The 12,496-nt window shown below is 55.4% G+C and carries 12 protein-coding genes; 6 read left to right on the plus strand and 6 right to left on the minus strand.

From position 1 onward, the window contains the following. Window positions 1–48: 48 nt before the first annotated feature. The 3 genes from Pan97_RS06555 to Pan97_RS06565 all read left to right on the plus strand — a co-directional run bounded on the left by Pan97_RS06555 (window position 49) and on the right by Pan97_RS06565 (window position 3,086). Complete coding sequence (locus Pan97_RS06555; RefSeq protein ID WP_144971319.1) at window positions 49–1,422, plus strand: sigma 54-interacting transcriptional regulator; 1,374 nt, start codon at window positions 49–51, stop codon at window positions 1,420–1,422. Window positions 1,423–1,609: 187 nt separating this feature from the next. Continuing rightward, the gene (locus tag Pan97_RS06560; RefSeq protein ID WP_144971320.1) at window positions 1,610–1,933 is read left to right on the plus strand and encodes a hypothetical protein; all 324 of its coding nucleotides are present in this window, start codon (window positions 1,610–1,612) and stop codon (window positions 1,931–1,933) included. Between the two features lie 85 nt (window positions 1,934–2,018). Further along, entirely contained in the window at window positions 2,019–3,086 is a 1,068-nt protein-coding gene (locus tag Pan97_RS06565) for an Mrp/NBP35 family ATP-binding protein (RefSeq protein ID WP_144971321.1), read from the plus strand. A gap of 243 nt (window positions 3,087–3,329) precedes the next feature. Here Pan97_RS06565 and Pan97_RS06570 read toward each other — a convergent pair whose 3' ends face one another. The 5 genes from Pan97_RS06570 to nhaA all read right to left on the minus strand — a co-directional run bounded on the left by Pan97_RS06570 (window position 3,330) and on the right by nhaA (window position 7,902). Continuing rightward, entirely contained in the window at window positions 3,330–3,584 is a 255-nt protein-coding gene (locus Pan97_RS06570) for a hypothetical protein (protein ID WP_144971322.1), read from the minus strand. A 351-nt stretch (window positions 3,585–3,935) separates the two neighbouring features. Beyond that, window positions 3,936–4,733, minus strand: coding sequence for a hypothetical protein (locus tag Pan97_RS06575; protein WP_144971323.1), 798 nt, complete (start codon window positions 4,731–4,733; stop codon window positions 3,936–3,938). Further along, complete coding sequence (locus tag Pan97_RS06580) at window positions 4,727–5,512, minus strand: metalloprotease (protein WP_144971324.1); 786 nt, start codon at window positions 5,510–5,512, stop codon at window positions 4,727–4,729. The genes Pan97_RS06575 and Pan97_RS06580 overlap by 7 nt, the downstream gene beginning before the upstream one ends. Before the next feature lie 204 nt (window positions 5,513–5,716). Next, the gene (locus Pan97_RS06585) at window positions 5,717–6,415 is read right to left on the minus strand and encodes a 3-keto-disaccharide hydrolase (RefSeq protein ID WP_144971325.1); all 699 of its coding nucleotides are present in this window, start codon (window positions 6,413–6,415) and stop codon (window positions 5,717–5,719) included. Window positions 6,416–6,537: 122 nt separating this feature from the next. After that, a complete protein-coding gene (nhaA, locus tag Pan97_RS06590) occupies window positions 6,538–7,902 on the minus strand; it encodes a Na+/H+ antiporter NhaA (protein ID WP_144971326.1) in 1,365 nt (454 codons plus the stop codon). 199 nt (window positions 7,903–8,101) lie between these two features. On the opposite strand from nhaA, the gene Pan97_RS06595 reads away from it, so the two are divergent. Both Pan97_RS06595 and Pan97_RS06600 read left to right on the plus strand, forming a co-directional pair. Next, complete coding sequence (locus Pan97_RS06595) at window positions 8,102–9,673, plus strand: sialate O-acetylesterase (protein ID WP_241676366.1); 1,572 nt, start codon at window positions 8,102–8,104, stop codon at window positions 9,671–9,673. A 160-nt stretch (window positions 9,674–9,833) separates the two neighbouring features. Further along, window positions 9,834–10,730, plus strand: coding sequence for a mechanosensitive ion channel family protein (locus Pan97_RS06600; protein ID WP_144971327.1), 897 nt, complete (start codon window positions 9,834–9,836; stop codon window positions 10,728–10,730). Between the two features lie 289 nt (window positions 10,731–11,019). Here Pan97_RS06600 and Pan97_RS06605 read toward each other — a convergent pair whose 3' ends face one another. Beyond that, entirely contained in the window at window positions 11,020–11,610 is a 591-nt protein-coding gene (locus tag Pan97_RS06605) for a protoglobin family protein (RefSeq protein ID WP_144971328.1), read from the minus strand. A gap of 148 nt (window positions 11,611–11,758) precedes the next feature. On the opposite strand from Pan97_RS06605, the gene Pan97_RS06610 reads away from it, so the two are divergent. Further along, window positions 11,759–12,211 carry an RrF2 family transcriptional regulator gene (locus tag Pan97_RS06610; protein ID WP_144971329.1) on the plus strand — a complete coding sequence of 151 codons (453 nt, stop codon included), beginning with the start codon at window positions 11,759–11,761 and terminating at the stop codon, window positions 12,209–12,211. The last annotated feature ends 285 nt before the right edge of the window (window positions 12,212–12,496 follow it).

The raw sequence follows: 12,496 nt of genomic DNA on the forward strand, positions 1-12,496 counted from the left end.
GCGAAATCTGGTTTGTTTCGTTGCCTAAAGCCCCGTGGACGGTAACTGGTGCCATCGACTCCTCGTAAACCGACGACGTTTCTGATCCAGGCGTTCGACCTTTCGGCTTGGCCGGTCGTTTTGTTTGGGGAAGGGAATACGGTTCGTTACTTGAACGCCGCCGCCGAGAAGACGCTGGGGATCTCGCGCGACGAACTGTTAGAACAAACGGCCCGGTACCATGGTTTGGGGCAATTGCCCAAGGCCCTGCAGCAAGTCTCCGACCTATGTCCCGCTTCCAACGTGTGGTTGGGGGAAGTGGCTACCCGCGACATCACGCTGGCTTCCGGCGTGGATGCCGCCGAAACGAGTTGGCGGGGTGTCTTCACACCGATCACCGACGCGCCGGACACGGAATCGATAGCGTTGGTTCGCAACGTGGTGGTGATGCTCGCCCCGCCTGATAAGTTTCCGCACTGGGGGCCGCTGCAGCCGCAGGAAGAGATTCACGCCACGCTGCAGGCACTGCGCCATGAGTATCGCGGTCGTTATTCCGTCAGTCACCTGGTGGGAATCAGCACGGCGATGATTCGCGTGCGGCGGCTGGTCGACCTGGCTTCGCAGTCGCGCGTGCCGGTGTTGGTGATCGGCGAGCAAGGAACCGGACGCGAGCAGGTCGCTCGCACCATTTGTTATGCTTCCAACCCTGGTCACGCAGGCCCGGTGATTACCATTGAAGGGCAACTGATGGACGCCGAGATCATGCAGACCACGATTCGCGCGTTTGCCAACCGCTGCCAAGATGACGAAGACGCCGGTCACGCGTCGCTGGTGCTGTTGAACGCCGATAAACTGGACCTGGGCGCGCAAACGGAACTGTTGCACCTGTTGGATTTAATTGGGGTCGACCTACGGATCCTATCAACGTCCGAAGAGTCATTGCTCGAGCTTGCGCGACGTGGGCAATTTCGCGAAGACCTCGCGTTTCGGATTTCAACCTTAGAGATTGAACTGCCGCCGCTGTGCGATCGACCGGAAGACATTCCCTACATCGCCCAGGCTGTGGTGGAAGAACTGAACATTCCATCCGATCGACAGCTGCAATCGATCTCGGCCGAGGCGATTGATCGTTTGCAGCAACAAGAGTGGCCTGGGAATATCGATCAGCTGAACGAGATGCTGACGGCGGCCCATCAAACGGCCAGCGGGTTTACGCTGGATGTGACCGACTTCCCGTCAGTTGTCTCGCGGGCACCCCACAAGAAGATCGAAGCGAAGGAGCCGGAGTCGATCGATCTGGACGCTGCCCTGGAAGCATACGAGCGCGAGATTCTAGTGCGAACGCTCAAAGCGGCCAAGGGAAACAAGACTCAGGCCGCCAACATGCTCAGCATATCGCGGGCTCGGCTGCATCGCCGGATCGAACAGTGGGGGCTCGAATGAGTGGTACGATGACGCGTCGCGTGGTTGTCACTGGTGGCCTCCCTTCTTACGATGAATAAGGGTTGTCATGGATTTAGCCGGCCGGTGTGTACTGTATGAACCTCAACCTTGCTGGGCTCCCCGTTTACGGGGGCTCGCGCCAACCTCAACGGCTGGTTTGGTCGAGGTCCGTGTGGCGTCCGAGGTGATGAAATTGCTTTCGGAAGAGAGTCAGCGGTTGTTGATGGTTGCCCTGCGAAGTTCGATGACGGCGGCCCAGGTCGCGGCTCGATTGCGGCAGGTGGCTGAGGTTCGCCAGCGTTGGCCGGCGTGTCATGTGTTTCTGCTTTTAGACGAGCGAATGGAAGCATGGCATCCCGCATGCTGGGAGATGGGCAGCGGACTGGTGTTCATCGGGCCGAGATCGCTGCCGGTAATCCGCCGCACGATCGAACGTTTCCTTTCGCGGCTGCCTGAGCCTAAAGACACACCGGCCGAACAAAACGATCCACTCGACTGGCTTCCCTGGTAACCCCAACAACAAACAATCCAACCCAATGCGCTTCCGGCACGGCCTATAGGTTTTGCCATTGCTTCCGCTCGAAGGAGAGTTCTCCATGGCTGATGTCCAACAAGTCATCAAAGCCCTTGAAGGTATCAAAGACCCTTATTGCGGTCGTTCGATCACCACCACCGACCAGGTCAAAGAAGTCGACGTCAACGGCACGACGGCATCGTTCATTCTAGAGTTGACCACGCATAGTGCTCCGCTGTGGGAAGAAACGAAAGAGCGGGTCAAACAACACGTGCTGAAAGAGGTGCCTGAGCTGAAGGAAGTGAACGTTCAATTGCGGGAGCATCAGCGCAAGATCGAACCGATCGGTCAGATTGGTTTAACGGCACGCAGCGTGATTGCGGTCGGTTCCGGCAAAGGGGGCGTTGGCAAAAGCACCGTTGCATCGTGCCTGGCGTACGCTTTGAAGAAGTCGGGCGCGAAGGTTGGCTTGATGGATGCCGACATCTACGGACCTAGCATTCCGCATCTGTTGGGCGTTGGTGGTCGTCCGGAGGTAATCGAGAAACGAATCCAACCAAAAGAAGTCGACGGGATGAAGGTCATCTCGATGGGCTTGATCGTGGAGCCGGGAGAAGCGGTGATCTGGCGCGGTCCAATGCTGCACGGCGCGGTCACGCAGTTTCTACGCGATACCGATTGGGGACCGCTCGATTACTTGATCATCGATATGCCACCAGGCACCGGTGACATTGCTTTAACGCTCAGCCAGTTGTTGCCGCTGACCGGCAGCGTGGTGGTTTGCACGCCGCAAGAGGTTGCCTTGTTGGATGCGATCAAAGCGGTGGCCATGTTCCGGAAGGTGAAGATCCCGGTGCTGGGGATGGTCGAGAACATGAGCGGCTTCGTCTGCCCCGACACCGGCAAGCAGTGGGACATCTTCGGACGTGGTGGTGCCCAGCGGAAAGCGCAGGAACTGGACGTCCCATTCCTGGGCGACGTGCCGATTACGATGTCGATTCGCCAGCAGGGGGACGCCGGAAAGACGAGTGACGTCCTGCAGAATGAAGTCACCGCCCCGAGGTTCGAGCAGCTGGCCTATAACCTGGTCAAGCAGTTGGCCGATTCGGCCGCCGAAAAGCCGCCGATCCCTTCGCTAACTGTATTGTAGACAAGGGTTTTAGTCCCCTCTCCCTTTCCAAGGAAGAGGGCTGGTGTGAGGGTTGGAAAGCCGGTACCCGCTTCGCTCCTCACCCTAACTCTTTCCCCCAAGGGGCGAGGGCACTAGAGAGTGATCGCAAGAAAATATTAGAGCCGTCTTCTAAATTAGAAAACGGCTCTGTCTCGTTGTGATCTTGCTGAGGGAAAAGTTGGACGACCGTGGTCCTACTTTTCTTTGAAGCGAGTCTTGCGACTACTTCTTCTTGGCAGTCTTCTTCTTGACGGTCTTCTTAGCGGCCTTCTTGGGGGCAGCCTTCTTCACGGTCTTCTTCTTGACGGTCTTCTTGGCGGCCTTCTTAGGAGCAGCCTTCTTGACGGTCTTCTTGGCAGCCTTCTTAGGAGCAGCCTTCTTGACGGTCTTCTTCTTGACGGTCTTCTTGGCAGCCTTCTTAGGTGCTGCTTTCTTCTTCGGTGCCGCCTTCTTCACAGTTTTCTTCTTTGTGGCCACTTAAACGTCCTCCGTAAGATCACGTTGCGGTGCGCTTGGTCATGAAACAGAAGTCGAACCGATCGAACTTGTTCATCACTTCGCGACGATGCAACAAACTTAAAAATCTAGCCGGGCGCCCTGTGGGCAGTGCAGCTTCCGATGCAGCCCGGTGCCTTTAATAAGGCCATTCACAAAAGAAGCTGAGGTAAGTTGTACGTATATTCGTTTTTTTTGCAACACGTTTTCCACATCTCAAAGCATGCATCTTGAAAGTTCTTTGAGAAAAAATGGCGATCGCGTCAAGAAGAACAACGCGCGCTAAGAGTGATCGTTGGTAACAACAACGCGATAGCGCGTCGCGCAGCGCGCTTAGTAAAGCGCGACGGTCAAGTGTTCGCCGCGCTGAATCACCGGCTGCGTTTTCGATTGCTCGCGTCCAAAGAGAGTGCGCTTGTGAGGGCGCGTCATCCAATGCTTCATCTCGTGAAAGAAGTTCGATCGCACGCGCGTGTAATCGAACGAGGAATGCCCCAATGCGGTAAGAATAGTGTGCCAAACTTCAGGCCGTTTGCGCGACTTCCAATGAATCGGGTCAAAGCCATACCACTCGGGTTTTTGCGGGATAAACGTGATGTCGTCCTCTTTGCCGAACGCTTGCAGACGCAGGTCTAAGTCTTCGGCACGCTGCTGCACCGTGCTTAGCTCTAACGTCGAACCGGGGAACATCAACGTGCGTAGTGCGCGGAATTTATAGGGGGCTAAATTTCGAACGCCAGCCAATGGAATTCCGGTGATCGCAATCGGCCCTGCGGTAAGTCGCAATCGAATGATGCACTGCTCTAACCAATCGATAATTTGATCGACGGTGCGACTGTAGAGAAGGTCGTTGCCGATGTCGGTGATGACGCAACTTGTCTTGGCGAAGTTTGCCCCGCTTTCCAAAGTAGGCCAAAGTTCACTTTCTAAAATTCCTGGAAGTCTTCGAAAAAGAAATTTGGATTGGGTGCCGTAAGAGCGTCCACGACCGATCGCGGCGTAGACTTCCAGCGGCTTGGCAATCATTTGCGGAGCAACGTTGAGCAGTACTTCCAAGCTCTTCGCCACGTTGCTTGCGCCGAGCACAATCAAACGATGTCGTTCGCGTTGTTCGCTGGCTTCGCTTACCAAGGGTTGCCTCCGGTTCGATTGGGTCCGCTCATGTCCTGATAGTTTTGAATGGCCATGAACGCAAAGAAGATCGGAATGAAGCGGCTACCACTTTGAAAACCCCACAGCGCCATTCCAATGGCGCAAATCAGGGAAAGGATCAGCGAGTTGCGAATGGCCATCCCGCCGTCCGCCATTTGAAACAGTTCGCGAGAAATCTTGCCTCCATCCAGCGGCCATATTGGCAGCAGGTTGACCAGGCCCCAGAAGATGTTGATGTACAGCATCTGCATTAAAAGAGTCGTCACGTAGGGATATTGGGCCAATCGTTCGCCGGGGATCAACATGTATCCGTTGGGAATTAAGGTCTCGCCAAAGGTGAATACCTCAAAATGAGCAATTCCCGTGCCCCACGTCACCGCCACGATCAGTCCTGCCAGCAGGAAGCCTGCCCCGGGGCCGGCCAGGCTGATGATGATTTGCGTCCACTGGTTTCGCCTCCCCCGCCCAGGACCGAAGTTTGATTGAACATGCGGGTTATGGATGGCCAATCCACCAAAAGAGTAAAGCACGACACTGGGGGACCAGCCGTACCATTGAATGACCAATGCGTGTCCCATCTCGTGCACCAGGATGGAAACGAAGACCGCCGCGACCCATAAAAGGACTGTCTTGGGATCTCCTCCGTTGAATCCCATCAGCAGCGAGACCAACCAAAACAACGGATGGACGCGGATGGGGACGTTGAACAACGAGAAGTGGAGATCGTAGGGAGTTTGATTCGGTTCGGTCAGGAACATACGGCGATGTTTCTTCTTCGCGGGGGAACTGGTCCATCGTCGCTTAATGACTTACGCGTCAAAGGGCGCCGATGGGGATCATGATTTGGGCATCTTAACGTTTTTCGTTTGTCCAATTGAATGCTGACCCACAAAAAAAGCCAGGCCGCGAATTCACTTCGCGACCTGGCCTGGTGGGTCGTTGCGTCTGAGAGGCAATCGAAACTAGTCTTCCAGTTCGAGGATCTTCACATTGCGCCACTTGATCTGCTTGCCGACTTTCTTTTCGTCGCCACCCACGCCATGCACTTGCAGGGCAATGAAACCTTCCGAGGTCATGTCGTCGGTCAGGTCGGCGGCAGGCACGCCGTTGATCCAAGTCTTGATCGAGTCGCCGCGGCATTCGATGCGGTACTTATTCCATTCGTTTTGCTTGAAGGCCTTTTGGGCTTCGGGCTTGTCTTTCAGGTTGAACAACCAACCACGACGTCCTTCATCGTAGATGCCACCGCTCCAAGCGCGATCGGAAGGATCGATTTCGACCTGGTAACCATGCACGCGACCGGCAGCGACCTTCACTTCTTTGCCTGCGTCGGTCTTATAGGTCTTTGGTTCGTCGTAAACGTTGCTCCGAATCTGGATGCCGGAGTTGAGCAGCGGGTCGACCATGTATTCCACTTCCAGAATAAAGTCGCCGTACATCTTTTTCGTGCACAGGAAACTGTTGGGGGTCTTAGGGACCGAAGTACCAATGATCACACCGTCTTCCACGGTGTACTTGGCCTCGCCGCCATTTTGAACCCAGCCATCCAGGTTTTCGCCGTTGAACAGCGGAACGAATTTCTCATCGTTCTCGGCAACCGCGGTCCCGGCGGCCAGAAGCATCAGGGTCAAGCAGGGGAGGGTGATCCAAAGTCGGTTCATGGGGGAAATTTCCTTACTGATCTTGTTGGGGATGTGCTTGGGATGAGGGTGCTAACCGAATTCAGAATAGTTGAGTTTCTGTGCGGTGTCCATCCCTTGGTTTTCGGGGTTATGGGCCGATCTCACAGCTCGGAATCGGTTTCCACGTCAGCATTTGTCTCCTCGGCTTTCTCAGGCAGGAAAAGGGAGACCACAATGCAGCCGCCGATGCCTGCGATGGCCGAAGCAACCAGGATCCCTAGTTTGGCGTCATCGCGATGAATGGACTCTCGTCCGAAAGCGAGGTTGGTGATGAACAACGACATCGTGAAGCCGATCCCACCCAGCCAGGACAAGCCGTACAGCATTCCCCACGAAACGTTGCGTGGCAGTTGGGCCCAGCCCAATTTCACGGCGATCCAGCAGAACAGAGTCACCCCGATTTGTTTGCCCAACAGCAGCCCCAGCATCACGCCGATGGTGACGTTGTGCGTTAGTTTACTGACGATGTCCCCATCCAACGCAATGCCTGCGTTGGCGAGCGCGAAGACCGGCATGATGAAGAAGGTGAGCCAGTGGTGCAACGCGTTTTCAAATCGTTTGATCGGCGTTTGCGTCAATCGACTGGCGAGTTCGACGTCAGAAATCAGTGAATGCTTTTCTTTATTCTTTAGAACGTCTTCTTCTTCCTCGCGTTTCTCTTCAATGCGATTCAAGAGCATGCGTGTCGAGATGAGAAACTCGTCCGACTGAAGTCGCGGCCGTGCCGGAATGGTCAAAGCAGCCAGGACGCCCGCGATCGTCGGGTGAACGCCTGACTTGAGGAAACAGAACCAAAGCAAAATGGAAAGAATGATGTAAGGTGCCGAGCGGCGTATGCCGGTGAAATTGCAGAAGGCCAACAGTCCGAAGAAGATGCCTGCCAACCCCAGCATCGTCCACGAGATGGATTCGGTATAGAAAAAGGCGATCACCAGCGACGCGCCGATGTCATCGACGATCGCAAACGCGGTGAGAAACACTTTCGCCGAAAGAGGAACCCTTCTGCCCAGCAGCGAAAGGATACCGAGGCTGAACGCAATGTCGGTTGCCATTGGGATGCCCCAGCCATGCCTTCCTTCAGCGTTGAAGTTCAGAGCCAAGAAGAGAAGAGCCGGCGCGATCATGCCCCCGAGCGCGGCGACGGCCGGCAACGTGGCTTCTCGAACTTTGGAAAGCTCGCCAACAAGAACTTCCCGCTTGATCTCCAAGCCGACCACGAAGAAGAAGATCGCCATCAGCGCATCGTTGATGAAATGATGTACGTCGAGAACCAGATGCGAGTTTCCCAGGCCGACATCGACCGGCGCGTTAAGGAATTCATGGTAATCGTGAGCCCACTCGCTGTTGGCCAGGTACAACGCAATCGCGGTGCAGATCATCAGCAGCACGCCCCCCCAGGCAGCATCCGAGATGAGCCCTTCCAGCGGATAGATCAAGCGGCGAATGGGGCCGCGGGTCTTCCACATGAGGTAATATTCTTGTTCTTGCGCCTTATCGTCCATATGACTGGCCTGATGAGAGTTCTTCGAGCAAAAGAGTCGTCGCGAAACTCAGCCTAGGGGACCGATCCGCTGCCGACAACTGGCTGTTTCTCGATTCCGGCTGTGCTATAGTGATCGGTCTTGCCGCAACTACTGTTCCCTTTTCCTACCTGGAGATATCTGCATGATTTCGCATTGGATGAAAAGTGGCACGCTTGCCACGTTATTCGCACTGCTTGTGGTTAGTTCCGTACAAGCGGAACTGGCTTTGCCGAACTTGTTCACCGATCACATGGTGCTGCAGCGCGACAAGCCCATCTTTATTTGGGGCTCGACCGACAAAGGCGCGGAAGTGACCGTCACGCTGGGTGATCAGAAGACGACCGTCACGGCCAACGACAATGGTAAGTGGAAGGCCGAACTGAAGCCGCTGCCCGCTGGTGGTCCGCATGAAGTGGTTGTCCGGAGCGGGGACGCCGAAAAGGTGATCACTGATGTTCTGGTTGGGGAAGTCTGGGTCTGCAGCGGCCAATCGAACATGCAGTGGGACGTGAATTCGTCGAACGATGCCGACCTCGAGAAGCTAACGGCCAACTACCCACAGCTTCGCTTCATCAGCGTTCCTCAAGTCGGCACGCAAGAGCCGCAAGATAACTTCAATGGTAAATGGGAAGCCTGCACGCCGGATACGGTCGGCAACTTCTCGGCGGTGGGTTACTTCTTTGGACGTCAGCTTCAGCAAACTCTGAATGTGCCGGTCGGTTTGATCGACAATGCTTGGGGTGGTTCTTCCGCCGAAGCCTGGGTCGAGCGTGATCTACTCAAGAGCAGCGGCAAGTTCGACGAACTGTTGGCCCGCTGGGAAAAGACCGAAGCGACTTACAATCACGAGCAAGCGGTCCAGCAGTACAAGCAGAACCTGGAAGCTTGGAAAGAAAAGGCGGCCCAGGCAAAGAAGGAAGGCAAGCCACAGCCAGGCGGTCAGCCTCGTGCGCCACGTAACCCGCTGACCAATCAGCATCGTCCCGCGAACCTTTATAACGGCGTGTTGAATCCGATCATCGGTTATGGCATTCGTGGCGTCATCTGGTACCAGGGGGAATCGAACGCCGGTCGCGCGTATCAGTATCGTGACCTGTTCCCGCTGATGATTCAGAACTGGCGCGATAGGTGGGGCCAGGATGAATTTCCCTTCTATTGGGTTCAGCTGGCCGACTTCCTGCAGGAACGCGATCAGCCGGGCGACAGCGCTTGGGCCGAACTTCGCGAAGCACAGACGATGACCCTCGATAAGCTGCCCCATACCGGGCAGGCCGTGATCATCGACCTGGGTGAAGCGGAAGACATTCATCCCAAGAACAAGCAAGACGTCGCCAAGCGTTTGGCTCGCTTGGCATTGGCGAACGAGTATGGCTACAAGATCATCAGCCAGAGCCCACGCTACAAGTCGATGAAGGTCGATGGTAATGCGATCGTGCTCGAGTTTGATACTTACGGCAGCCAGCTCGACTATTTCGACACGCGTGCCCTGAAGGGCTTCACGATCGCCGGTGAAGACAAGAAGTTCGTGAACGCGAAAGCGGATATCGTCGATGGCACGCATGTTCGCGTTTCGAGTGATCAAGTGAAACAGCCGGTAGCCGTTCGCTACGCTTGGGGGGATAACCCGGTGGCGAACCTGCAGAACTCGCAAGGGCTGCCAGCCACTCCGTTCCGCACCGATGACTGGGATGGCGTCACGAAGAACTCGAAGTAACCAAGATCCATCCAAGTGAAAGAATTTCGTTCAGGCCGCTGTGTTCCTACGCAGCGGCCTGATTCGTTTCTTGGATTGATCTTGGCTTGGCGCGCGCCTTGCAGATAATCGAAGGCATTGCCCATGCGCCATGCCTATTTGATTGAACGGAGAACGATCCATGCTGCTATTTGCCCAGGCTGCTCCCGACGAGAAAGCACCCCAGGACGCGATTACCCGCCTTTCCGAGTTTTACACGGAAGCCTCGAACTTTGTATTTGAACAGGGACCGATCTGGATCACCAACGTGGTGGCGGCGATTGTGGTTCTCTTTCTGGGGTGGGTTGCCGCGCGTGTCTTTCGCAGCTTGTTCAATCGAGGTCTGAAGCGAAGCCGCATCGATGACACCCTCTCAGGCTTCCTGTCGAACATCGCATACGCCCTGATGATCGGGCTGGTGGTGATCGCGGCGCTCAATCAACTAGGGATCAATACCACGTCCCTGGCGGCGGTGGTGGGTGCCGCGGGGCTCGCCATTGGTCTGGCGCTACAAAATTCGCTGTCGAACTTTGCCTCAGGCATCATGCTGATTCTGTTCCGGCCGTTTGGCGTGGGGGACTTTGTCGAAGTGGGAGGAGCGACCGGGATCGTGCAGGAAGTGCACATCTTTCACACCGTGATGCGCACGATCGACAACAAGCGGGTGATCATCCCCAATGGCGAAATCACCAGTGACGTCATCACCAACTTTACCGGCCATGCGACACGCATGGTCGATTTAGAAATCGGTTGCGGCTACAACGACGACATTCGCGCCGTGAAGCAGCTGTTTATCGAGATTCTGGAAGCGGACGAGCGCATCTTGAAGGACCCGGCGATCGAAGTGCGTGTGTTCGAACTGGGGGATAGCGCGATCATCTTTAAGGTTCGCGGCTGGGTGGTGACGTCCGACTGGTGGGCAACACGATGCGATCTTGTGGAAGAGATCAAGGTTCGCATGGACGAGCGAGGATTTCATATTCCTTTCCCGCAACGCGATGTGCATCTGTTTCAGGAAACGGAAAAGCAACCCGCTTAGGGCCTACTTAGGGTGCCCCAGAGAGGATCTCTGGGTCGGCACTGCCGACAAGCGGCTCATCAGTGGAGCTTGTTGAAGAGGGAAATGTTCTATTCTGTTTGTGCATGATGCACGAGCCGCTTGTGGCCGTTGGCCACCCAGAGAAAAATCTCTCTGGGCCACTCCAAGATTTGGATGGAACGCACCCGGGAAATAGAAAAGCGATTACCGTCGTCTTGTCGGTAATCGCTTTTAATGTGGGGCCAAGACAATTGCCTGGTTGTCTTGCTGGTGCGCGGGATGGCCCTTCCTAGGCCACGGCTTCGCGCGCTGGTACGTAATGTTTGTTGATCAGATCGTTCTGCAGCCAAAGCAATTTGTTGAACGCACGCAAGGTTTTGACTTCCGTCTCTCGATCGAGCCCCAGCCCGGTGATCGTGGCGATCAATGCATCAGCAACAAAACCCATCAACGCGTTCATCTGTACCAGCGGTACATCCAGTTCTTTGCTGCCGGCGGCCGGCGTGTGGATCTTGCCGACCATGTCCAGGTACATCAACATCTTTTCATCGTACGGCTTGGTAACCAGCGATTCCAAATAACGAGCAAGGTGCTGCTTGCGAAACTGGATCTGCTCGTGATCCATCGAGAGGTCTTCGACCGACGTGGGAACGTCCCCTTCATAGCCGTGCTGGCGGGGTACGAAGTGTCGCCAGGTGGCATCGTAGCCGTGCAGTTTGTCGTAAACGGCGTCGACCAAGGAAGGGACCAGCGGAGCAAGTGCCCCGGCCGCGCCGTGAATGGCTTCGATATCATCCCCACCAAAACCCACGAATTCGAGCAAATAGCCGAAACGATAGGCCAAATCTGATTCCAAACGTGCTTCGTCGATCTGTTTCATGGCTAACCCAATCGAGTAAGTGACAATCTTAGGCTAAACTGGATGGGGCGGTTACAATTCAGGATACCGATGTCCTGTTTGTTATTTCAATCTACGATCAGAATAATTGGATGTCAATGTCCAGTTTGGCTCCTGGTGTGGGAAACCGATGTTTTCACAAACCGTTGAGTATGCATTGCGAGCTGTTTGCCACCTGGCCTATACAGCTCCCGGAAGTTCGACTACCGAAGAAATCGCCAACAGTACCAAGGTACCGATCGCATATCTGTCGAAAGTGCTGCAGGGATTAGTCCGCGCCGGGGTCGTGAAGTCTCAGCGGGGGGTTGGGGGCGGGATCTCGCTGGTCAAGTCGCCCAAAGAGTTGACGATTCTGGAAGTGGTCAACGCGGTTGACCCGATCGTGCGGATTTCGACGTGTCCGCTGGGATTGAAGGCGCACGGCAAGAACCTGTGTCCGCTTCATCGCCGTTTGGATAACGCGATGGCCAGTGTGGAAGAAGCGTTTCGTGACACGACGCTGGCCGAAGTGATCGCCGAACCGACGACCAGTATTCCGTTGTGCGAGTTTCCCGCTGCCCGGCCTACGAATAAGAAGCAGTAACCGGCACCGCGCATCCAAGAGACCCGGCTAAGATCGTTCGTCGGGCCTCTTTCTATTTCTAGCGAGCTTTCTTGACCGGTCGTCGCGGCGCGGCCTCATCCGCTTTCATCTCCGCTTGGATGTCTGCTAGCAAAGGGCTGCGAGTGAGGGCTCTGGATAAGGTTTCCCGATTGGCACGATCGAGAAGTCGACAAATTCCGATTTCTCCAATGATTCGTATGATGCAAGCATGAAGAGTCACTGTGGGGGATGCCGAGAAATGACTACAACGGCTGCGTTTGCGCA

This window comes from Bremerella volcania (genome assembly GCF_007748115.1).
Classification (GTDB): domain Bacteria; phylum Planctomycetota; class Planctomycetia; order Pirellulales; family Pirellulaceae; genus Bremerella; species Bremerella volcania.